Here is a 22972-nt window from a genome sequence, read left to right on the forward strand (position 1 = left end):
CCTCTGATGCCAGCAACGAAGCGAGCGAGATGCTTCGCTACGCTCTGCATGACAACCGTTTTTCTCAAAAAATTATGATTGACATTTCAAACTACGAAGCCTGGTTTATCACCGGCAGCCAGCACCTCTACGGCCCTGAGACCCTGGAGCAGGTGGCCCAGCACTCGCAGCAGATTGCCCGGGAGCTTGGTACCAAGCTGCCCATCAAAATTGTGTACAAGCCGGTGCTGACTGGCCCGCAGGAGATTTACAAGCTCATGCAGGAGGCCAACACCACCGAGAATTGCGTGGGCCTGATTGCCTGGATGCACACCTTCTCGCCGGCCAAAATGTGGATTAACGGCCTGAAAATCTTGCAGAAGCCGCTAGCCCACCTGCACACGCAGTTTAACCGCGACATTCCGTGGGGCGACATTGACATGGACTTTATGAACACCAACCAATCGGCGCACGGCGACCGCGAGTTTGGGTTCATCGGCTCGCGTATGCGCCTGAGCCGCAAGGTGATAGTGGGCCACTGGCAGAGCGCCGACGTGCAGGAGCGCCTCAGCATCTGGAGCCGCGTGGCCAGCGCCTGGGCCGACTGGCAGGGCGCCCGGTTCGTGCGCTTCGGCGACAACATGCGCTACGTAGCCGTGACCGAAGGCGACAAGGTAGAAGCCGAAATCAAGTTCGGCTACGAGGTGAACACCTACGGCATCGGCGACCTAGTGGCCGAGGTAAATGCCGTGACCGACGCGCAGATTGCCGGCCTCATTGCTACCTACGAGCAGGAATACGACCTAGCTGACAACCTGAAGGAGGGTGGCGCACAGCGCGAAAGCCTGCGCGACGCGGCCCGCATCGAGCTGGGTATGCGCAAGTTCCTGACCGACCGCAACGCCAAGGGCTTCACCGATACGTTCGAGGATTTGCACGGCATGAAGCAGCTGCCCGGCATCGCCACGCAGCGCCTGATGGCCGACGGCTACGGCTTCGGCGGCGAGGGCGACTGGAAGACCTCGGCCCTGGTGCGCGCCATGAAAGTGATGGGCGCCGGCCTGCCCGGCGGCAACTCGTTCATGGAAGACTACACCTACCACTTCGCGCCCGGCAACGAGCAGGTCCTAGGTTCGCACATGCTCGAAATCTGCCCCAGCATCGCCGAGGGCAAGGTGCGCGCCGAGATTCACCCGCTAGGCATCGGTGGCAAGGAAGACCCGGTGCGCCTGGTGTTCAATTGCCCCGCCGGCCCGGCCCTCAACGCGACCATCGTGGACATGGGCAACCGCTTCCGCATGATTGTGAATACCGTGGAGGCCGTAGCGCCCGAGCAAGACCTGCCCAACCTGCCCGTGGCCCGCGTGCTCTGGAAAGTGCACCCCGACATGCAAACCGGCCTAGCCGCCTGGATTCTGGCCGGCGGCGCCCACCACACCGGCTTCAGCCAGAACCTGACTCCGGAGTATCTGGAAGACTTTGCCGAGATGACGGGCATCGAATACCTCATCATTGATGAGGATACCAAGCTGCGCACGTTTAAAAACGAGCTGCGCTTCAACGAGGTGGCTTTTAAGGGCTAGCATTTTCGGCCTTATAAGCAGCCCCACCCCCGGCCCCTCCCCTGCGGGGGAGGAGAGCCACGGCGGCGTAGTCCTGAAACCGTTAGGCTCCCCTCCCCCGCAGGGGAGGGGCCGGGGGTGGGGCTCCCAGTAGAGTTGCCCCGATGACAACGAACTAAGCAAATACCCACCCACATGCAAAATGCCTTCAACACCCTCGACCTTGGGGTGTTTCTTTTCTACATCATCGGCGTCTCGGCCTACGGATACTACGTGTACCGCAGCAAGCAGAAGGCCCAGATGAGCACCAAGGACTACTTCCTGGCCGAGGGCTCGCTGACGTGGTGGGCCATTGGGGCGAGTATGATTGCCTCTAACATCTCGGCCGAGCAGTTCATCGGCATGAGCGGCAACGGCTTCCAGGTGGGCGTGGCCGTGGCGGCCTACGAGTGGGTGGCGGCCATCGTGCTCATCATCGTGGCCGTGTTCTTCATGCCTATTTATCTGAAGCAGAAGATTTATACCATGCCCCAGTTTCTGGAGCAGCGCTACAACTCGGCGCTGAGCCTGATAATGAGCATCTTCTGGCTGTTTCTCTACGTGCTGGTCAATCTTACCTCGATTCTCTATCTCGGGGCGCTGGCCATCAGCAGCCTGGTGGGTGGGGGCGAGGCTTTCCACCTGATTATGGTGGCGCTGGCCGTGTTTGCGCTCGTCATCACGCTGGGGGGGATGAAGGTGGTGGGCTACACCGACGTCATTCAGGTGACGGTGCTCATCATCGGGGGGCTAGCCACTACGTACCTGGCCCTCACGCTGGTAAGTGAGAAGTTTGGCCTCGGCCACAGTGCCATTGCGGGCTTCAATGCCATGATGAACGACGCGGGCAACCACTTCCACATGATATTTCCCAAGCCCACGGCCGTCACGCCGCAGGTCGATATCAACAAGTACCTCATGGTGCCGGGCATCGCCATGTACGCGGCCGGGCAGTGGATTGTGAACCTCAACTACTGGGGTTGCAACCAATACATTACGCAGCGCGCACTGGGGGCCGACCTCAAGACGGCCCGCACCGGCATCCTGTTTGCGGGCATGCTCAAGCTCATTATGCCCGTAATTGTAATGCTGCCCGGTATCGCGGCCTACGTGCTGCATAAAAACGGCAGCTTACAGCCGCAGATGTCGCCCGGCGGCGTCTTCAACTCCGACAATGCCTACTCGGCCATCCTCACTTTCTTGCCCAACGGCCTGAAAGGCTTGTCGCTAGCCGCCCTTACGGCCGCCATCGTGGCCTCGCTGGCCGGCAAGGTCAATTCAATTTCGACCATCTTCACGCTTGACATCTACAAGCGCTACCTCCGGCCCGAGAGCGATGAGAAGCAGCTGGTGTGGGTGGGCCGGCTCACGGTGTTTGCCGCCATGCTGCTCGCCATCATGCTGACCTGGAAGGACTTGCTGGGTATCGGCGGCGAAGGTGGGTTCACCTACATTCAGAAATACACGGGCTTTATCTCGCCTGGTATCGTGGCGGTGTTCCTGCTCGGGTTGTTCTGGAAGCGCACCACGGCGCCGGCCGCCATTGCGGGTATCTTGTCGGGCTTCATTTTGTCGGTGTTCTTTAATAACTACGCGCCCAACCTGCTAGGGCACGAAACGCTGATTTACACCGCTTTCCCCAATGGCAAGGGCGGCTACGAGATTCCTTTTCTCATCTGCATGGGCCTCTCATTCGCCTTCACCTTCGTGCTGATGGTGGTGATGAGCCTGGCCGGCCCTGCCATCAACCCCAAGGCCATTCCAGTCGAGCCGGGGCAGTTCAAAGTAGCCCCCAGCACGCTGGCGCTCATCGTGATTACGCTGCTGCTCATCATGGCCTTGTACGTCAAGTTCTGGTAAGCAAAAAACATCCGTCATGCAGAGCGCAGCGAAGCATCTCGCTCGCTTCGTTGAATTGCGGCCCTAGTGGCGCGAGCGAGATGCTTCGCTGCGCTCTGCATGACGGATAAGTAGAGCAAAACGCTTCTTCTGAATATTAACTATTCGCTCTTATGAAATTCACTCCCACCCTCCGCTTTCCGGCCCTGGCCACCGGCCTCACGCTGCTGGGCACCCTGGCGGCCAGCGCGCAGTCGGCGGCCCCGGCCAGCCTCACTGTGCAGGTAAACAAGCCCGGCGCGGCCGTTAATAAGAATATGTACGGCCTGTTTTTCGAGGACATCAACTTCGCGGCCGACGGCGGGCTGTACCCCGAGCTGGTGAAGAACAAGTCCTTCGAAACCGACGCCCGCCTCATCGGTTGGAAGGCGCTGCAAGGCGCCGCCAACCTCGACACCTACAGCGTGCGCAACGAGCAGGGCCTCACGGCCAGCAACTCGCATTACGTGCGCCTCACCACCCGCAACGGGGCTAGCGGCGAGGCGGGCCTTGAGAACGAAGGCTTTCGGGGCATGGGCATTAAGCAGGGCGGCGAGTATACGCTCTCGTTCTACGCCCGGCGCGGTGCGGGTAGCATCAACGGCCTCACGGCCACGCTGGTAGGGGAGAAGGGCGAAAACCTGGGCCAGGTAGCCGTCACGGGCTTCACCGACCAATGGAAGCAGTACACGGCCGTAGTGCGCGCCACCGGCACCCAGAATAAGGCCCACCTCAAGCTGGTGCTCAACGGCACCGGCACGGTCGATTTGGACGTGATTTCGCTCTTCCCGAAAGACACCTGGAACCATCGCCCCAACGGCCTGCGCACCGACTTGGTGCAGCTGCTCAAGGACATGAAACCGGGCTTTCTGCGTTTCCCCGGTGGCTGCATTGTGGAGGGCCGCACCCTCTCGGAGCGCTACCAGTGGAAGGAAACCATCGGCGACGTGGCTAGCCGCACGCCCTTGGTCAACCGCTGGAACATGGAGTTCAAGCACCGCTCGACGCCCGATTATTACCAGTCGTTCGGGCTGGGCTTTTTCGAGTATTTCCAACTCTCGGAGGACATTGGCGCCGAGCCGCTGCCCATCCTTAACGTGGGCATGGCCTGCCAGTTCAACTCGGGCGAGCTAGCGCCGATGGGCAGCGCCAGCACCAAGGGCGGCCCCAGCGCGCCAGCCGCTGCTGCGCCTAACACCGGCGACCCCTCGCTGGATATTTTCATCCAGGATGCGCTCGACCTCATCGAGTTTGCCAACGGCCCGGCTAGCTCTACCTGGGGCGCCAAGCGCGTGGCAATGGGCCACCCGGCGCCCTTCAACCTCAAGATGATAGGCATCGGCAACGAGCAGTGGGGCCCGCAGTACCTGGAGCGCTACGAGCCCTTTGCCAAGGCGGTGAAGGCTAAATACCCTAAGATTGACATCGTGAGCAGCGCCGGCCCCAGCCCCGACGGCGACCTCTTCGACAAGGCCAGCAAGCGCCTCGGCGAGCTGAAGGCCGAGTACGTGGATGAGCACTACTACGCCCTGCCGCAGTGGTTTCGCGAGCACGCCGACCGCTACGACAAGTATGCCCGCACCGGCCCCAAAATCTTCGCCGGCGAGTACGCCGCCCAGAGCGTGGCCATCGGCAGCCCCGACAACAAGAATACCTGGGACTGCGCCATTTCGGAGGCCGCGTTTATGACCGGCCTCGAGCGCAACGCCGATGTGGTGGGTATGGCGAGCTACGCCCCGCTCTTCGCCAACGTGGACGCCTGGCAGTGGACGCCCGACATGATTTGGTTTGATAACCTGAACTCGTACGGCTCGCCGAGCTACTACGTGCAGAAAATGTACGCCCTCAACAAAGGCACCAAGGTGCTGCCCGTAACCATGCCTAGTGGTACCAAAAACGGCGCCGACAACCTCTTTGCCAGCGCCGTGGCCGACGAGCCAGCCGGCGAGGTGGTGGTGAAGCTGGTGAACTACTCCGGCAGCCCGCGCCCCGTTAGCATCAACCTGGCTGGTGCCAAGGGCCTCGGCAAAACCGGGCGCGCCCAGACGATGGCCAGCGCCGACCTGCAAACCCAGAACAGCCTGGCCGAGCCCAAAAAGCTGGCGCCCCAGGAATCGACTTTCGCCGTGAAAGGCAGCACCCTGACCTATACGCTAGCCCCCAACTCCTTCACGGTGCTGCGGGTAGCGGGCAAGAAGTAGGGGCGGGCCAGCGCCCGAAAACCTTTTGTGGAACGTCATGCTGAACGAAGTGAAGCATCTCGCCCGAATCGTTGAAGTAGTACTCAGACGATGCGGTAGAGATGCTTCGGCAGGCTCAGCATGACGTTCTTTTTGGGCCTAGTGAATTTTATTATAACAGCCAGTCTTTCTGAGTTATGAATGTTTCTACCCATTTTTTAGCCCGCCCGCTGCGGGCCTGGGCCAGCCGCCTGCTCTGGCTGGCTTTGGTCGTTTTTTCAAGCCACGCGGCCTTTGCCTTGCAGGGCTACCCGGGCGCGCACGACCCCTCCACGATGGTGAAGCGCAACGGCGTGTACCACATCTGGACGACCGGCGACCAGGTGTACCACATGACCTCGACCGACCTCATCCACTGGCAGCCGGCGGCTACGGTGTTTGCGGCGGGCACCTGGCCGGGCTGGGTCACTACCTACGTGCCGGGCTTCAAGGGTAATTTCTGGGCACCCGAGTGCGTGTTTATGAACGGCAAATACTACCTGTACTACTCGTGCTCGCTAGGGGGGCGCGAGTCGGCCATCGGCCTGGCCACCAGCCCCGACCTCACGACCTGGACCGACCAGGGCATGGTGGTGTACTCGGATGCCACCTCGCCCTGGGGCAGCATCGACCCGGCCGTGTTTACCGATGCCCAGGGCAAGGTATGGATGGCCTTTGGCTCGCACCTGAGCGGTAACTGGCTCATTCAGCTCGACCCCACCACCGGCAAGCGCCTGGATACCAACATCAAAAACGTGGCCGGCATCAGCCCGTGGTGCGAAAACGAGGCCTCCTACGTGATGCAGCACGGCGGCTACTACTACCTGTTCTACAACCGCGGCATTTGCTGCGCCGGCGTCACGAGCACCTACTACGTGCAGATGGGTCGCGCCACTAGCCCCACCGGCCCTTACCTCGACAAAAACGGCGTGGATTTGCTGCAAGGCGGCGGCACCGATTTTTTGGTAGGCAAGGATAATTACGTGGGCCCCGGCCAGGTGGGCTTGTTCACAGAGAATGGGGTGAATTACCTGACCTACCACTACTACAACGCCAAGGCCAATGGCGCGCCCACCCTCGGCATTGCCAACCTGAGCTGGGATGCCGCCGGCTGGCCCGTAGCCACCCAGGACTGGCTGCCGGCCGGCACCTACACCCTCACCAACCAAAACAGCGGCAAGGCCTGGGCCACCGCCAGCTGCACCGCGGCTGCTGGCCAGGCCCTCGTGCAAAGCACTGCCACCGGCCAGCCCTGCCAGCAGTGGAAGCTGACGCCCCAGGGCAGCGGCGTGTATAAAATCACCAACGTGGGCAGCAACCTCAACGCCGACCAGGCCGACTGCGCCGAAGCCGCCGGCACCAAGCTAGGCCTGCAAGCCAACTCGGCGCTCAATTGCCAGCAGTTCCGGGTAGAGCGCGCCGCCGATGGCACCTACGTGCTAGCCGCCTACTATGGCAACAGGGTGGTGGAAGTGCCCAACGCTGCCCTCACCGACGGCCAGCAGCTGGGCCTCTGGGATTATAACGGCTGCACCTGCCAGCACTGGACCATCAGCGCCGTGGGTGTGGTAACGGCCACCGCACCTGCGGCCCCGGAGGCGCAGATACGGCTGTTTCCTAACCCCACGCCCGGCGGCACTTTCGCGCTGGAGCTGCCGGCCGCCACCGCCGCCACCGTGCGCGTGGCCGACCTCAGCGGCCGCGAGGTATACCGGGTTGAGCTGAGCGCGGGCGGCGCCCGCACCGTAGCAACCGGCCTGCGCGCCGGGGCCTACCTGGTGCAGATTTCCACGCCCAGCCTCACTACCACCCGCAAGCTGGTGGTGCTGTAAGGGGAGCTGCCTCAGCTTCTGGGCCACCTAAAAAAGCCCGTCATCCCAACGAAGGATGACGGGCTTTTTTGGGCGTTTAGGGCTAGCGGACGGTAGCGCGAAGCGAAAGCCGGCCGCTAGCGCCGGCTAGCCTCAGCGGATGACAAGTTTCTCGGTGAAGGTGCCCGCCGCGCCGCTTACGCGCAGCAGATACAAGCCGGGCGCCAGCGCGGCCTCGACCGGCAGCGTAGCCTGCCCGTCGCTGGTGCGGGCATACACCCGGCGGCCCAGCCCATCGGCGATGGTGAGGGTGACAGGGCTAGCGGCCAGCTCGGCGCCCAGGCTCACCACAAAGCGGCCCTGCACTGCCGGGTTGGGGTACACGCTGAGCTGCTCGGCAGAGCTGGCGGCTGCCGTTGGCGGGCTGGCCTGCGCCAGGCGGGCAGTGCTGGTGGGCGCAATGCCCCACTGCTGGCAGGTATTGGCCAGGTAGTCATAGAGCGCGAGCTGGGTGCCGGCCGTGGCCGAGCAGGCGGGCACTTCCACCACGCGGTTGCCATTCACCGAGGCCAGCACGAAGGTGTTGGCGTTGGTGCGCTCGATTTTGAAGCGCTGGTTGGTGCCGCCGTTGTAGGCGTAGAGCTGGAGCCTGGCGCCGTTGTCGGGGCTCTTGGCCACCACATCGGCCGACAAGCCCCCGAGCGCGTTCGTGATTTTATACTCGCCGTTGCCGTCGGGCGTCAGGTCCCACTGCTGGCAGGTGAGGCCGCTCGGGGTGCCCTGGGCAATGGCCTGGCCCGAGGCGCCGGTGCAGCCCCAGGCATCCCACACCTTGCCGCTGTTCTGGTTGGTGAGGGTGTAGCGGCCGGCGGCCAGCCAGTCGCGGGTGATGAATGGCCACGCCGCGCCATCCCAGCCCAGGTTGCCCACGCTGAGGCGGGCGCGGCCGTTCTGGTTGCTGTCGTAGTAGTGGTGGGTGAGGTAGTTGACCCCGTTTTCGATGAACAAGCCCACGCAGCCCGGCCCCACGTAGTTGCCCTGGGTAGCGATGAGCGTGGTGCCGCCGTTCTTGTTCAGGTCCACCCCGTTCTTATCTAGGTAAGGGCCGGTAATACTGCTGCTACGCCCCACCACCACGTAGTAGGTGCTGTTCGAGCCCTGGCAGCAGGCGCCTTTGTTGAGAAACAAATAGTAATAAGAGCCGTTGCGCACGATGTACGAGGCCTCGCTGCCGCTGCTGTTCCGCGTGGTACCATCGCTGGCCACGTTGCCAGCCAGCCAGTACGAGCTGGTGTTCAGGCGCTTGCCGGTGGCGGGGTCGAGCTGCACGAGCTTGATGCCCTTGAAAAACGAGCCATAGCTCATCCACAGTTTGCCGCTGGCATCGGTGATGATGGCCGGGTCGATGGCATTTTCGGCGCTGCCGCTGCCGGTCGACACTACCTCGCCCTGGTCTACCCAATTGTAGTTGGGGCTAGCCGGGTCGAGCGTTACGTTGGTGGCCAGCCCGATGGCCGAGGTATTCGTCCCAAATTTCGAGCACGAATAATACAGGTAGTACTTGCCGTTGCGGTACACGCACTCCGGCGCCCAGTACGTGTCGGAGGTCCGGTCGAAGCCCGGCACGCGGCCCGTAATCCAGGCCGGCTGCACGCCATTAAACACCGATTTGGGGCCCGATTGCCAGTTCACCAAATCGGTAGAGTACATGGCATAAATATCAGTGCCCGTGGTAAATACCCAGTATTTGTTGCCTTCCTTGATGATGGTCGAAGGGTCGTGGCAGTTATCGTTGCCTTGCAGGGCGTAAGCCGCCGGGCTCAGCAGCAGCCCTAGGAGCAGGAGCAGGCCAGTGGGCAGGCGCTGCCAGCGGCGGGGCAGCAAAAAGGGTAGGCATGCGCCGGCCGCTCGCCGGAGCGAGGAGAATAGGTGCTTCATGGGTTGGGTGGGGAAAAGGAAGTTTACACAATCGTTTGTGCACAAATGTAAGAAAAATATTCAGTCTGCAAAATCGGATAGCATTTTTGCAAAATGTTATTGAGTAGCATTTTAAATAAAATAAAAGTTGTTGTGTTGCTCAGCTGTTAGCCAGGAGGGTGGGTTGGCATGGTGCGTAACTAAACAATCGATACGCTAACTTGCAGGCTCCTTGTCCCACCATACGCTGCGGGTGCCGCTGCCCCTGCCTAGCCCATGCCTTTGCTTCCTAAGCTGTTAAGTGGCAGCGCGCTGCTGCTGGCCGTTGCCCAGCCCGCCTGCGCGCAAAAATCGGCTCCCAAAAGTGACTTCCACCAGTGGGCTGCCACGCCCCCGATGGGCTGGAACAGCTGGGACTGCTACGGCCCCACCGTGACCGAAGCCGAGGTGAAAGCCAATGCCGACTACATGGCTAAGCACCTCAAAGCCAGTGGTTGGGAGTACGTAGTAGTCGATATTCGTTGGTACGTGGGCAACGACACCGCCCACGGCTACAACGAAAAAGACCCCGCCTGGAACATCGACCAGTACGGCCGCTTCGTGCCCGCGCCCAACCGCTTTCCGTCGGCCGCTGGCGGCCAGGGCTTCAGGCCGCTGGCTGAGTATATGCACGCCCGGGGCCTGAAATTTGGCATTCACCTCATGCGCGGCGTGCCGGTGGTGGCCGTGCAGCGCCAGCTGCCCATCAAAGGCACCAGGCTTACGGCGGCCGATATCTACAGCAAAGATGGCCAGGCCGCGTGGCTGCACGATATGTACACGGTGGCGGCGGCCAAGCCCGGCGCGCAGGAATATTACAACTCGCTGTTTGAGCTGTACGCGAGCTGGGGCGTTGATTTTGTGAAGATTGACGACCTCTCGGAGCCCTACCACACGGGCGAGATTGAGCTGATTCGCAAGGCCATCGACCGCACGGGCCGCAAAATCGTGTTCAGCATGTCGCCGGGCGAAACGCCCATTGCCGACGCCCGGCACGCCCAGCAGCACGCCAACATGTGGCGCACCGTGGGCGATTTCTGGGACTCGTGGGAGCAGCTCAAGGAGCACTTCGACGTGTGCCAGCGCTGGGCGCCCTACATCAGCACCGGCGCCTGGCCCGATGCCGACATGCTGCCGCTGGGCCGCCTGGGCATCCGGGCCGAGCGCGGCGACGACCGCCAGACCCGCTTTACGCCCGATGAGCAGCGCACACTCATGACGTTGTGGAGCATCTTCCGCTCGCCGCTGATGATGGGCGGCGATTTGCCTAGCAACCCGCCCGCCACGCTAGCCCTGCTCACCAACCCGCGGGTGCTGGCCGTGAACCGCGCCAGCACCCACAACCGCCAGCTTTTCCGGCGCGGCGACCTGGTGGGCTGGGTGGCCGACGACCCCCAGACGGGCGATAAGTTTCTGGCCCTTTTCAACGCCCAGGACCAGGAGCTGGCCCCCGCCAGCGCGGCCGCCGCGGCTAGCCCCCTTATCAACCGCCAAACGCCCCAGGCTACGCTGGAGGTAGACCTGGCCGGCGCTCAAAACCTTTACCTAATCGTGCGCGGCGGCGCCGACGGTACCGCTTGGGACCACGCCGATTGGCTCAACCCCGTGCTGCTGAGTGCCGACGGTGCCAAAACGTTGCCCCTCAACACGCTGCCCTGGCAGTCGGCCACCGCCGGCTGGGGCCAAACCACCGCCAACAAAAGCGTGAGCGGCGGCCCGCTCATCGTGGCTGGCCAAACCTGCCCGGCCGGCATTGGTACGCACGCCAATTCGCTGATTACTTACGTGGTACCGGCTGGCTACACGCGCCTGCGCACCGGCGTGGGCCTCGACCAAGCTGCTGCGGGACAGAATACCGGCGGCACCATGCAATTCTTAGTATTTACCAAGAGCCCGCTGCTGCCCGCGCCCGCCGATTCGGTGCGCGTACCCGTGACCATGCAGGAGCTGGGAATGCCTGGCGGCGCTACCGTGCAGGATTTGTGGACCGGCCGCCGGGTGGGGATTTTCTCGCAGGAATTTGCGCCCTACATTCGGCGGCACGGGGCGGGCTTTTACCGCCTTGCCAAGCCCGGGGCTGGCAAATAACACCTCGATATCTTATTTTCTGCCAAGTAGTTGTCCATGTCCGTTTCCCGTTCCTTTCGCTGGCTGTTGCTGCTCGTTATGCCCCTAGCTGCCCAGGCCCAGGCGCCCACCGCGCCCATCGTTATCGAAACCGCGCACGTGAGCCTGGTGCTGGCCGTGGGCAATCAGCAGAAGCTTTTCCAGACCTACCTGGGCCCGAAGCTGGCTAGCCCCGCCGACTACCCGGCGCTGCCTCAGCGCCACGAGGCCTACGTGCCGGCCGGCACCAGCAACCTCTTCGAGCCTGCCCTGCGCGTGGTGCACGCCGATGGCAATCCCTCGCTGGCGCTGGCTTTCGCGGGCGTGGAAACCGGCTCGTCCGGCGACGACGTGCGCACCACTACCATCCGCCTGCGCGACCCGCAGTATCCGGTGGAGGTGCGGCTGCACTTCGTGGCCTACCAGCGCGAGGACGTGCTGAAGACCTGGACCGAAATCGTGCACCACGAAAAGAAGCCGGTGGTGCTCACTAACTACGCCTCGGCCATGCTGCACTTCGATGCGCAGCACTACTACCTCACCCAGCTGCACGGCGACTGGGCCGAGGAGGCGCAGCAGCAGGAAAGCGCCCTCACCAGCGGCCTCAAAATCATCGACAGTAAGCTGGGTACCCGCGCCGGGTGGTACCAGACGCCCTCGTTTTTCCTGGCGCCCGACCGCCCCGCCACCGAAACCACCGGCGATGTGCTGGCCGGCACCCTGGCCTGGACCGGCAACTTCCGGCTGGCCTTCGAGCTGGATAATGAGCAGTCGCTGCGCGTGTCGGCCGGCATCAACCCGTATGCTTCGGAGTATACTTTGCCAGCGGGCCAGTCCTTTACCACGCCCGAGTTCATCTTTACCTACAGCACCCAGGGCAAGGGCCAGGCCAGCCGCAACCTGCACCGTTGGGCTCGCCAGCAGGGTGGCACCCTCGACGGTACCCAGCCGCGCCTCACGCTGCTCAACAACTGGGAGGCCACCTATTTCGACTTCAACGAGCCCAAGCTCGATGGCCTGATGGCCGACGCGGCCCGGCTAGGGGTCGATTTATTCCTGCTCGACGACGGCTGGTTTGGCAACAAATACCCGCGCAAGGACGACACCCAGGGCCTCGGCGACTGGCAGCCCACCAAGTCCAAACTTCCCAACGGCGTGGGCCACCTCGTGCAAACCGCCACCAAGGAAGGCATCAGGTTTGGCATCTGGATTGAGCCCGAAATGGTGAACCCCAAGAGCGAGCTGTATGAAAAACACCCTAGCTGGGTGCTGAAGCTGCCCAACCGGCCCGAGGACTATTACCGCAACCAACTGGTGCTCGACCTCACCAATCCGCAGGTGCAGGACTTTGTGTATGGCATCGTGGATGCGCAGCTCAGCCAGGGCGCGGCCTACCTCAAGTGGGATTGCAACCGCATGATTACCAATGCGTACTCGCAGCATTTGGGTAAGGACCAGTCGCACCTCTACGTGGACTACGTGCGTGGCCTCTACCGCGTGCTCGACCGCGTGCGCCAGAAGTACCCGCACGTGCCCATGATGCTGTGCTCGGGCGGCGGCGCGCGCGCCGACTACGGCGGGCTGAAGTACTTCACCGAGTTCTGGCCCAGCGACGACACCGACGCCCTGGAGCGCGTCTACATTCAGTGGGGCTTTCTCAACTTCTTCCCGTCCAACACCTTGGCTAGCCACGTCACGAAATGGAACAAGGGCCAGAGCCTGAAATTCCGCACCGACGTGGCCATGATGGGCAAGCTCGGCTACGACATTGAAGTGGATAAGATGACGCCCGCCGAGTTCCAGTTCAGCCAGCAGGCGGTGAAGGATTACAAGCGCCTGAGCCCCGTCATCTGGCAGGGCGACCTCTACAAACTGCGCTCACCCTACGAGAGTAATCAGGCTGCCCTGCTGTACGTGGCTGATAAACAAGATAAAGCGGTGGTATTTGGCTACAACCTGCGTACCCGCTTCCACGAAACGGTGTTGCCGGTGAAGCTCCGGGGCCTCGACCCCGCCCGCCGCTACCGGCTCACCGAAATCAACCTCATGCCCGGCCAGAAATCCGAGCTGGCCGCCAACGGCCAGACCTATTCCGGCGACTACCTCCAGAAGGTAGGCGTGGTGCTAAGCGACCCCGAAGCTAAGTCGCTGACCAGCCACGTGCTGGAAGTGACGGCCGAGTAAGCACACGATTGACCTCACCCCCAGCCCCTCTCCTTAGGGAGAGGGGAGCCAGTCGTCAACAGACGCCAGCGAACGGTCGGCTCCCCTCTCCCCAAGGAGAGGGGCCGGGGGTGAGGTTACCCGCTCGAACGACTTTGAACCATACTGAAAAGCCCCGCCCGCTATGCTGCCAACCAAGCCTTTTCTCCTCGCCCTGGGCCTAGCCGCCGTGCTGCCCGCCGCTGCCCAGCAGTCTGATTATCCCATTCAGGCCGTGCCGTTTACGCAGGTAAAGCTCACGGACAGCTTCTGGCTGCCGCGCCTCAAAACAACTACCGACGTGACCATCCCAGCCTCGTTTGCGCGCTGCGAGAGCACCAACCGGGTCAAGAACTTCGAGATGGCGGCAGCCCGGCAAGGCAAGTTTGCCACGGTGTTTCCGTTCGATGATACCGACATCTACAAGACCATCGAGGGCGCCTCGTACTCGCTCAGCGTGTACCCCGATGCCAAGCTGTCGGCTTACCTAGATGAGCTGATTGCCAAGGTAGGCGCGGCCCAGGAGCCCGACGGCTACCTCTACACGGCCCGCACCATCGACCCGGCCCACCCGCACCCGTGGGCCGGGCCCGAGCGCTGGAGTAAGGAGCGCGAGCTGAGCCACGAGCTTTACAATGCCGGCCACCTCTACGAAGCCGCCGTAGCCCACTACGAAGCCACCGGCAAGAAAACGCTGCTCAACATTGCCCTCAAAAATGCCGACCTGGTGTGCTCGGTCTTCGGCCCCGGCAAGCGCAGCGTGGCGCCGGGCCACGAAATTGTGGAGATGGGCCTGGTGAAGCTCTACCGCGTCACGGGCCAGCCTAAATATCTGAGCACGGCCAAGTTCTTTCTCGACGCTAGGGGGCATTATGCAGGCTACGACCCCAAAAGCCCGGATGGGTGGAAAAACGGCTCGTACTGGCAGGACGACAAGCCCGTGGTGGCCCAAACCGAGGCCGAGGGCCACGCTGTGCGCGCCGAATACCTCTATTCGGCCATGGCCGACGTGGCGGCCCTCACCGGCGACAAGCAGCTGCTGACCGCCGTGGATAGCATCTGGAATAACATGGTAGCCAAGAAGTTCTACGTGACGGGCGGCACCGGCGCGGTGCCCGGCGGCGAGCGCTTCGGTGCCAACTACGAGCTGCCCAACACCACGGCCTACAACGAAACCTGCGCCTCGGTGGCCGACGTGTTCTGGAACGAGCGCATGTTTCAGCTCCACGGCGATGCCAAGTACGTGGATGTGCTGGAGAAAGTGCTCTACAACGGCCTTATTTCGGGTGTGGGCCTCGACGGCAAGTCGTTCTTCTACAGCAACGCCATGCAGATTAAAAACAGCCTGGGCTTTCCGCAAACCGAGCCGGCGCGCGCGGGCTGGTTTGAGTGCTCGTGCTGCCCCACCAACCTGGCGCGCCTCATGCCCGCGCTGCCCGGCTACGTGTACGCGCAGAAGGGTAGAAGCTTGTACGCCAACCTCTTCGTAAGCGGCAAGGCCAACCTCACGGTGAACAGGCAGAAAGTGCAGCTCACCCAGGAGAACAACTACCCCTGGGATGGCGGCCTCAAATTTACGGTGGACCCTAGCGCCTCGGCCGCTGATTTTGACCTCTTGGTGCGCATCCCCGGCTGGGCCCGCAACGAGGCCATGCCCTCCAATCTGTACACCTTCGCCCAGCCCACGGCGCAGCGGGCTAGCATCAGGGTGAATGGTAAAGCCGTTGACTATCAGCTGAAAAATGGTTACGCCGTGCTCAGCCGCAAGTGGCACAAGCACGACGTGGTAGAAGTGCGCCTGCCCATGGAAGTGCGCCGCGTGCACGCCAATCCGCTCGTGAAAGACGACTTGGGTAAAGTGGCTTTGCAGCGCGGCCCGGTGATGTACTGCGCCGAGTGGGCCGATAACAACGGCAAGGCCAGCAATATCTTAGTGCCGGCCACAGCGCAGTTTGCGGCCAGCTACCAGCCGGGCCTGCTCAATGGCGTCGAAACGCTCACGGCCACCGTGCCGGTAGTGCTGGTCGATGCCGACGCCACCTCCGTAAGCACCACGCCGCGCACCCTAGTGGCCATTCCTTATTACGCCTGGGCCAACCGCGGCCGGGGCGAAATGACGGTGTGGTTTCCCGAAAAGCTCACCGACCTCGACCTGTTGAGCCAGCCGCCGGCTGCCGCGGCCACGGCGGCCAAGTAGCGCCAGCCATTGCCGGCTGGCAACGGGAGCCACTCAACATACAGAACGTCATGCAGAACGCAGGGAAGCATCTCGCTCGCGCCGCTAGGGGTACTAACTCAACGATTCGAGCGAGATGCTTCCCTGCGTTCTGCATGACGTGCTTATTTGCTGATAACGAATTAGATAATAGCATCCTATGCGGCACATCTCCTTTTCCGCTTTCAGTCGGCGGCTGCTAACCGTAGCGGCTAGCCTGCCACTAGCGGCTCAAGCCCAAACTGCCCCCGCGCCCACGGTCATCACCGTAGACGTGGCAAAGCCGCTCGGCCCCATGCCGCCGGTGTGGGCCTACTTTGGCTACGACGAGCCCAACTATACCTATATGCCCGATGGCCAGAAGCTCCTCACCGAGCTGGCCGCCCTGAGCCCGGTGCCCGTGTACGTGCGCGCCCACAACCTGCTGACCACCGGCGACGGCACGGCCGCCCTGAAATGGGGCTCCACCAACGTCTACACCGAGGATAAGAACGGCCGCGCGGTGTACGATTGGAAAATCGTGGACCAGATTTTCGACGCGTATATCAAGCGGGGCATGAAGCCCATTGCCCAGATTGGCTTCATGCCCGAGGCGATGTCCACGCACCCCGTGCCGTATCGCCACTACTGGAAGCCTGGCGATAATTACAACGACATCTACACCGGCTGGGCCTATCCGCCTAAGGATTATAAAAAGTGGGGCGAGCTGGTGTACCAGTGGGTGAAGCACAACGTGGCCCGCTACGGCGCAGCCGAGGTTAAAACCTGGCGCTGGGAACTCTGGAACGAGCCTAACATCGGCTACTGGAAGGGCACGCCCGAGGAGTACAACCAGCTCTACGACTACACCGAGGCGGCCGTGCACCGCGCCCTGCCCGCCGCTATTCTGGGTGGCCCCGAAACCACCGGCCCCGGCTGGGACAAGGCCGCCGCCTACCTGCGCGGCTTTTTGCAGCACTGCGTAAGCGGTAAAAACTACGTGACGGGCCGCACCGGCACCCGCCTCGACTACATATCCTTCCACGCCAAGGGCGCGCCCAAGCTCGTGGATGGCCACGTGCGCATGAACATGGGCACGCAGTTTGGCGACATCGAGGAGGGTTTTAAAATCGTGGCCTCATTTCCCACGCTGCGCCAGCTGCCTATTATTCTGGGTGAAAACGACCCCGAGGGCTGCGCGGCCTGCGGCGTGCAAACCAACCCCGAAAACGCCTACCGCAACGGCACTATGTATTCGAGCTACACGGCCGCCGCCTACGCCCGCCTCTACGAGCTGGCTAGCCAGTATCAGGTGAACCTGGAAGGCGCCGTGAGCTGGTCGTTCGAGTTTGAGAACCAGCCGTGGTTTGCCGGCTTCCGCGACCTGGCCACCAACGGCGTCGATAAGCCGGTGCTCAACGTGTTTCGGATGCTAGGCATGATGCGCGGCCCGCGCGTGGCCGTGACTAGCCCCGGCGCGCTCACGGTAGCCGACATCCGGGCCCAGGCCCAAAGCCAGCGCGCCGACATTAGCGCCCTGGCCACGGCCGATGCCCACTCCGCCACCGTGCTGGTCTGGAATTATCACAACGACGCCTTGCCCGCCCCGCCTGCCGAGGTAGAGCTAACCCTGCAAGGGCTAGCCACCGAGAAAGCCCAGCTGCAGCACTATCGCATTGACAATGAGCACAGCAACGCCTACACCGCCTGGCAGGCCCTGGGCTCGCCGCAGCAAGTAAGCGCCACCCAGCGCGCCAGCCTGGAGCAAGCCGGGCAGCTAGCCCAGCTAACGGCACCTGCCTCGGTCAGCCTGCAAAATGGCCGCACGGTACTGCATTTCACGCTGCCGCGCCACGGGGTTTCGCTGCTGCGCCTGGCGTGGTAGAAAAGCAGTGGCGCGAGCTTTGTAGTTCGCAGCCCGGAATCGATGGCGCGGGGCTCTGCCCCGTGTCGGCTGCTTCGCCGGCCTCCGGCCGGCACCCGTTGCACGGCCTGCCCTTCGGCCGCAGGCCAGAGGCCTGCCAATAGTCGGCACGGGGCAGAGCCCCGCGCCATCGGGGAGCATCTGGACTAGCTCAAACGGCTTCTAGGCTACCGGCTCGGCCTGCGGAGCGGTCACCGGCACCGGGTTGGGCAGCGAGGCTAGCACGCCGATGCCAGTTGCCACAATGGCCACCAGGCCAAAAGCCGTGCGTAGGGAGAAAATCTGGGCCAGAAAGCCAATTAGCGGCGGCCCCAGCAGGAAGCCCAGAAAGCCGATGGTCGAAACCAGGGCCAGTGCCACGCCCGGCGACACCGACGTAGCCCGCCCCGCCGCGCTATAAGAAAGTGGCACCACCGAAGCAATGCCGAAGCCAATCAGCAGAAAGCCCGCTACGGCCGGGATGAGATACGGGAAGCCCACGGCTAGCAGCAAGCCGCTCACAATGAGCCCGCTGCTGAGCTGTAGCATGCGGATGGTGCCGAAGCGGTGGGTAAAGTAGTCACTCAAAAACCGGCCGAGCGCCATGGTGCTCATGCAGGCCACGTAGCCGGCCGTGACCAGCGCCGCATCGGGCCGCACCACCTTCTGGAAGTACACCCCGGCCCAGTCGAACATAGCGCCCTCGCTCATCATGCCGCAGAAGGCGATGAACCCGATGCGCAGCAAGTACGGGTCGGGGTGGCGCAGGCTGAAGCCCGGGCCGCCCTCGTCGGCTTTGCTTACATCACGGCGCAGCGTGTAGCTGTGCGCCAGGGCCGCAATACCCAGGCACACCACCAGCACCAGCAAAAAATGGTGCAGCGGCGGTTGGTGCCAGCCAATGAGCGCCGTGCCCAGCGCCCCGCCCAGAAACCCCGCCAGGCTCCAGAGCCCGTGAAAGGAACCCATGATGGGCTTGCCGTAAAACTCTTGTACGCCAATGGCTTGCGTGTTTACGGCAATGTTCAGCATGTTGCCTGCGAAGCCAAACAGCGCCAGCGCCGGGGCTAGGGTCCAGAAGCTGCCGGCCCAGCCCAGCAGCGGTAAAAAGCAGGCGTAGAGCACCGAGGCCAGCAGTACCGTGCGCCGGCTGCCCCAGGTCGAAACCAGCCAGCCGGCTAGCGGCAGCGAGGCCAGCGAGCCCACCGGAATAGCCAGCAGCAATTGCCCAAGCTGCCCCGCGTTCATGCCCAGCTTGGCGCTGATGTCCGGAATCCGCGAAGCCCAGCTCGCAAAGCACAAGCCGGGTAAGAAAAAGAAGGCGCTCACCGCCACCCGGCTCTTCGTAGTTGCATTCATAAGCTATGTGCGTGTGGGCGTTTGCCCTTACAAAATTACCGTTTCCAGCCCCGCCGCGCACCAAAACGCCCACCCATTAGCCCCCGGCCAGGCGGCCAATGGCAGTACGGGTGGGCGAAAAGCAGCGCGAAAAAGCAGTGTACGGATTACTTGGCCGGCTGTATGCCTTCCGTCGTCATTTGCACGCGCTTGAGGGTGCCGTCCGGGTTATAATACAGGTAGTCAATGCATACCGAGCGGCGGAAGCTGCCGCCCGCCGTGTTGATGCCCCCGTTGTGGTAGATGAAGTACGACTTACCCTTGAAGTCGATGATAGCCTGATGGTTGGTATTTGAGTTGCCGGCTATTTCGTTTAGAATGCCCTTGTACTGCCACGGCCCCTCCAGGCTGCGGCTCATGGCGTAGGCAATTTTTTCCGGAAACTCGGTGGCGAAGCTCAGGTAGTACCAGCCGTTGTGCTCGTGCACCCAGGGCGCCTCCGTGAAGCGCGGCAGCCCGGTCACAGTCTGGATGGGGCCATCCAGCTCCGTCATGTTTGCCTTCAGCTTGGCGTAGTGGCAGTTCGTGTTGCCCCAGAACAGATAGGCCTGGCCTTTCTTGTCGATGATAACGGTCGGGTCAATGTCATCCCACGAGATTTTACTTTCCGTCATGTCATTGGTAATCAGAGCTGAACCCCGCGCATCCTTAAAAGGGCCGGTCGGGTTATCGGCCACCGCCACCCCAATGGCTTTGCCTGGCACGGAGCCGTGCTCCACGGCCGCGTACCAGTAAAACTTGCCGTTGCGCGCAATTACCTGCGAGGCCCAGGCATCGTCCTTGGCCCAGGTGAAGTCACTGACTTTCAGCGGCGACGGGTGCTCGGTCCAGTTCACCAGGTCGGTCGAGGAAAAGCAGAGCCAGTCGTGCATCACGTAGCGCTCCTGCGGGGCGGGCGCCTCGTCGTGGCCGGTGTAGAGGTACACGGTATTGCCCTGCACCATCGCGGCCGGGTCGGCGGTGAACTTGTTCTTGATAATGGGGTTGCCGCCGGGCGCGGGGCTAGCGGTTTGGGCCAGTGCCGGGCCAGCGGCCAGCAGCAGGGCACTGGCCAGGCAGGTAAAGAAAATTCTCATGTGGCTAGGGCAACTAGTTGCAGATTAGGTCACTATAGATTAAAAAAGAAAATGACCGTCCTGCTGAGCCTGTCGAAGCATCTTGCTCGTACCGCTGGGGTTACTAATCCAACGTTGCGGTAGAGATGCTTCGGCAAGCGCAGCATGACGGTCGTTTTTTAGGCATTACGTCACGTTCGCTAGCCCTACGCCGGCTGCTTGGCGCCGCCTACAGCAGCGGCCCGCTTCTTCTCTACCGAGTCAATCAGCTTGCCGAAGGGCTCGATAAATTTCTGCACGCCTTCTTTTTCGAGCTGCTCGGTTTGCGCATTCAGGTCGATGCCGACCTTGGGCAGGTCGCGCAGCACGGCCTGGGCCAGCTCTACGCCTTGTTCGAGGCGGTCGGCGGGCTTGCCGCGCTCCTTGAAAATATCCATCGTTTCGACCGGCACCGTGTCCACCGTTTTCGGGCCGATGAGGCCTTCCACGTATTTCAGGTCGTCGTACTTCGGGTTTTTATTGCCGGTGCTGGCCCACAGCAGGCGCTGCGTGTTCGCGCCTTTGTCGGCCAGGGCCTGCCAGCGCGGGCCGGCGAAGATTTCTTTGTACATCTGATACGCCTGCTTGGCGCTGGCAATGGCTACTTCGCCCACCAGCGACTGGGCTAGCTGGCCTTTCTCGCCGCCCTCGGCCGCGATTTTTTCCAGCTGCGGGTCAATCAGCACGTCGATGCGGCTCAGGAAGAAGCTAGCCACCGAGTCGATGCCTTCCAGCGACTGGCCGGCTTTCACTCGGTCTTCGAGGCCCGAAATAAAGGCTTCGGTCACGGCCTTATAGCGGTCCAGTCCGAAAATCAGGGTCACGTTCACGTTGATGCCTTCCGAGATGAGCGTGCGGATGGCGGGCAGGCATTCAAGCGTGGCCGGCACTTTTATCATCACGTTGGGGCGGTTCACGTCCTTCCACAGCTGGCGGCCTTCGGTAATGGTGCCGTCGGTATCGTGGGCCAGCTTGGGCGATACTTCGAGGCTCACGTAGCCATCGCTGGAGTTATCGTGGCTGTCGTACAGCCCTTTGAATAAGTCGCAGGCGGCCTGCACATCGGCCACGGCCAGGCCCACGTAGATTTCTTCGGCCGACTTGCCCTGCTGGGCCTGGGCCTTAATGGTATCGTCGTAGTCGGCCGAGCCGCCGATGGCTTTCTCAAAAATGGCGGGGTTCGAGGTCACGCCGCGCAGGGCGTCGTTGTCGATGCGGGCCTTCAACTCGCCGTTTTGCAGCACTTTGCGGCTGATAAAGTCAAGCCACAGGCTCTGGTCGAAGCGGCGAATGTCAACTAACGGATTCATGGTAAAGAAACTAGGGTGAAAAGTAGGAGGGAGGCCTAGCCGGCAACGGCGCCGGCCGGGCCCCGGGTAGTACGTATAAACCAACCGCTTAGGCCGGGCTAGGGTTGCGGGGCCGGGCGCGGCTAGGGCTTGGCGGCCACGGTGGGCCAGCCGTCGGGGCTCCAGGCCAGCGGCTCAATGCGCAGCTTGGGGCGGCCCTTGTCGTGGGCGTCGTAGCCGTGAAATATCAGGTAATCAACCTTATCGAAAGTGGCTACGGCGTTGTGGCCCACGCCGTACCAATTGGCATCGCCTTGCAGCACGAGCGTGCCGCCGCCCTGCTCCAGCGGGGTGCCGGCCTGGTCGAGATACGGCCCGGTAATGGCGCGCGAGCGGCCCACCATCATCTTATAGGTGCTCTGCGGCCCCCGGCAGCAGTAGTCAAACGAGGTAAACAAATAGTAATACTCGCCGTGCCGAAAAATAAACGGTCCCTCAATGGCGCCGTCGCCGGGCAGCGAGTCGGTGAGGGCGGCCGTGCGCGGGCGGCGGGCCAGCGTGCGCCACTGCGCAGGCTCGGCCGGGCCAGTGAGGTCGGGCCGCAGCTGCACCAGCTTAATACCGTTCCAGAACGAGCCGAAAGTGAGCCAGGGCGTGCCCTTTTCGTCGCGGATGAGGTTGGGGTCAATGGCGTTCCACATATCGCGCCCCGGCACCGACTCAATCACTGCGCCGTGGTCCACCCATTTAAAGTCTTTTGCCTTTGGGTCGAGCGTTTTGTTAGTAGCTAGCCCGATGGCCGAGCGGTTTTTGCCAAACGTTGAAATCGAGTAAAACAGGCTGTACTGCCCGTTGAAGTACGAGATATCCGGCGCCCAAATGTGCTCCTTAAACCCCGGCACGTCGTGCTGCGCCCAGGCCGGGGGGCTGGCAAACACCGGTTTCTCAGGCGTCCAGTTCTGCCGGTCTTGCGACGACCACACCGTGATGCCATTGCCCGTGCCAAAGAGGTAGTACGTCCCGTTCTGGCGCGTCAGCACCGGGTCGTGGATGGGAATGGGGGGGGAGAGCGTTTGGGCCGCGAGCTGCGAACTAGTAGCCAGCAGCGCCGCGAGCAGCAGGTTTTTCATGCCAGTGGGCAGTTCACATTATCGATTGTGTAAACCGGTGGCAAGTACGGAAACTTTTAGTAGACTTTCGCCAATCGATGGGAAGGATAATTTCAAATCGTTAGCCTTTTTTACCCTGGTAGGTTAGCGGCGCTGCTACACACAAACGTTTGTGTATAATGCTAGCTGAACGCATAGTGCGTGGTAGCCAGCCAGGGGTTTTTGCAGTGAAT

Annotated in this window: 13 protein-coding genes; 8 read left to right on the forward strand and 5 right to left on the reverse strand. The window is 62.3% G+C overall.

Annotated elements, in window-relative coordinates:
- The first annotated feature begins 74 nt into the window (after positions 1-74).
- The 4 genes from araA to Q5H89_RS15960 all read left to right on the forward strand — a co-directional run bounded on the left by araA (position 75) and on the right by Q5H89_RS15960 (position 7509).
- The gene (gene araA, locus Q5H89_RS15945; RefSeq protein ID WP_305020335.1) at positions 75-1562 is read left to right on the forward strand and encodes an L-arabinose isomerase; all 1488 of its coding nucleotides are present in this window, start codon (positions 75-77) and stop codon (positions 1560-1562) included.
- A 174-nt stretch (positions 1563-1736) separates the two neighbouring features.
- On the forward strand, positions 1737-3440 hold the full coding sequence (locus tag Q5H89_RS15950; protein ID WP_305020336.1) for a sodium:solute symporter family transporter: 1704 nt from the start codon (positions 1737-1739) through the stop codon (positions 3438-3440).
- Between the two features lie 152 nt (positions 3441-3592).
- Positions 3593-5659: an alpha-L-arabinofuranosidase C-terminal domain-containing protein gene (locus Q5H89_RS15955; protein ID WP_305020337.1), complete on the forward strand. Its 2067-nt coding sequence runs from the start codon at positions 3593-3595 to the stop codon at positions 5657-5659.
- 176 nt (positions 5660-5835) lie between these two features.
- Positions 5836-7509: a family 43 glycosylhydrolase gene (locus Q5H89_RS15960; protein WP_305020338.1), complete on the forward strand. Its 1674-nt coding sequence runs from the start codon at positions 5836-5838 to the stop codon at positions 7507-7509.
- Positions 7510-7641: 132 nt separating this feature from the next.
- Here Q5H89_RS15960 and Q5H89_RS15965 read toward each other — a convergent pair whose 3' ends face one another.
- Complete coding sequence (locus Q5H89_RS15965; protein WP_305020339.1) at positions 7642-9426, reverse strand: RICIN domain-containing protein; 1785 nt, start codon at positions 9424-9426, stop codon at positions 7642-7644.
- A 255-nt stretch (positions 9427-9681) separates the two neighbouring features.
- Between Q5H89_RS15965 and Q5H89_RS15970 the strand changes: the two genes are divergently transcribed.
- From Q5H89_RS15970 to Q5H89_RS15985, 4 genes are all read left to right on the forward strand, one after another.
- Entirely contained in the window at positions 9682-11532 is a 1851-nt protein-coding gene (locus Q5H89_RS15970) for an NPCBM/NEW2 domain-containing protein (RefSeq protein WP_305020340.1), read from the forward strand.
- Positions 11533-11568: 36 nt separating this feature from the next.
- Positions 11569-13734 carry an alpha-galactosidase gene (locus tag Q5H89_RS15975; protein ID WP_305020341.1) on the forward strand — a complete coding sequence of 722 codons (2166 nt, stop codon included), beginning with the start codon at positions 11569-11571 and terminating at the stop codon, positions 13732-13734.
- Between the two features lie 163 nt (positions 13735-13897).
- The gene (locus Q5H89_RS15980) at positions 13898-15949 is read left to right on the forward strand and encodes a glycoside hydrolase family 127 protein (RefSeq protein WP_305020342.1); all 2052 of its coding nucleotides are present in this window, start codon (positions 13898-13900) and stop codon (positions 15947-15949) included.
- A 178-nt stretch (positions 15950-16127) separates the two neighbouring features.
- Positions 16128-17831, forward strand: coding sequence for a GH39 family glycosyl hydrolase (locus Q5H89_RS15985; RefSeq protein WP_305020343.1), 1704 nt, complete (start codon positions 16128-16130; stop codon positions 17829-17831).
- Between the two features lie 201 nt (positions 17832-18032).
- On the opposite strand, the gene Q5H89_RS15990 is transcribed toward Q5H89_RS15985, so the two are convergent.
- From Q5H89_RS15990 to Q5H89_RS16005, 4 genes are all read right to left on the reverse strand, one after another.
- The gene (locus Q5H89_RS15990) at positions 18033-19208 is read right to left on the reverse strand and encodes an MFS transporter (protein WP_305020344.1); all 1176 of its coding nucleotides are present in this window, start codon (positions 19206-19208) and stop codon (positions 18033-18035) included.
- 146 nt (positions 19209-19354) lie between these two features.
- Positions 19355-20323: a glycoside hydrolase family 43 protein gene (locus tag Q5H89_RS15995; RefSeq protein WP_305020345.1), complete on the reverse strand. Its 969-nt coding sequence runs from the start codon at positions 20321-20323 to the stop codon at positions 19355-19357.
- Positions 20324-20508: 185 nt separating this feature from the next.
- On the reverse strand, positions 20509-21651 hold the full coding sequence (gene tal, locus Q5H89_RS16000; protein WP_305020346.1) for a transaldolase: 1143 nt from the start codon (positions 21649-21651) through the stop codon (positions 20509-20511).
- A gap of 122 nt (positions 21652-21773) precedes the next feature.
- Positions 21774-22760: an arabinan endo-1,5-alpha-L-arabinosidase gene (locus Q5H89_RS16005; protein ID WP_305020347.1), complete on the reverse strand. Its 987-nt coding sequence runs from the start codon at positions 22758-22760 to the stop codon at positions 21774-21776.
- Between the last annotated feature and the right edge of the window lie 212 nt (positions 22761-22972).

This window comes from Hymenobacter cheonanensis (genome assembly GCF_030581075.1).
In the GTDB taxonomy this organism is placed as follows: domain Bacteria; phylum Bacteroidota; class Bacteroidia; order Cytophagales; family Hymenobacteraceae; genus Hymenobacter.

Excerpts from the sequence above, each read along its gene's own strand:
- araA (WP_305020335.1), top strand. The coding sequence starts at position 75 with ATGATTGACATTTCAAACTACGAAGCCTGGTTTATCACCGGCAGCCAG.
- Q5H89_RS15950 (WP_305020336.1), top strand. The coding sequence starts at position 1,737 with ATGCAAAATGCCTTCAACACCCTCGACCTTGGGGTGTTTCTTTTCTAC.
- Q5H89_RS15955 (WP_305020337.1), top strand. The coding sequence starts at position 3,593 with ATGAAATTCACTCCCACCCTCCGCTTTCCGGCCCTGGCCACCGGCCTC.
- Q5H89_RS15960 (WP_305020338.1), top strand. The coding sequence starts at position 5,836 with ATGAATGTTTCTACCCATTTTTTAGCCCGCCCGCTGCGGGCCTGGGCC.
- Q5H89_RS15965 (WP_305020339.1), bottom strand. The coding sequence starts at position 9,426 with ATGAAGCACCTATTCTCCTCGCTCCGGCGAGCGGCCGGCGCATGCCTA.
- Q5H89_RS15970 (WP_305020340.1), top strand. The coding sequence starts at position 9,682 with ATGCCTTTGCTTCCTAAGCTGTTAAGTGGCAGCGCGCTGCTGCTGGCC.
- Q5H89_RS15975 (WP_305020341.1), top strand. The coding sequence starts at position 11,569 with ATGTCCGTTTCCCGTTCCTTTCGCTGGCTGTTGCTGCTCGTTATGCCC.
- Q5H89_RS15980 (WP_305020342.1), top strand. The coding sequence starts at position 13,898 with ATGCTGCCAACCAAGCCTTTTCTCCTCGCCCTGGGCCTAGCCGCCGTG.
- Q5H89_RS15985 (WP_305020343.1), top strand. The coding sequence starts at position 16,128 with ATGCGGCACATCTCCTTTTCCGCTTTCAGTCGGCGGCTGCTAACCGTA.
- Q5H89_RS15990 (WP_305020344.1), bottom strand. The coding sequence starts at position 19,208 with ATGAATGCAACTACGAAGAGCCGGGTGGCGGTGAGCGCCTTCTTTTTC.
- Q5H89_RS15995 (WP_305020345.1), bottom strand. The coding sequence starts at position 20,323 with ATGAGAATTTTCTTTACCTGCCTGGCCAGTGCCCTGCTGCTGGCCGCT.
- tal (WP_305020346.1), bottom strand. The coding sequence starts at position 21,651 with ATGAATCCGTTAGTTGACATTCGCCGCTTCGACCAGAGCCTGTGGCTT.
- Q5H89_RS16005 (WP_305020347.1), bottom strand. The coding sequence starts at position 22,760 with ATGAAAAACCTGCTGCTCGCGGCGCTGCTGGCTACTAGTTCGCAGCTC.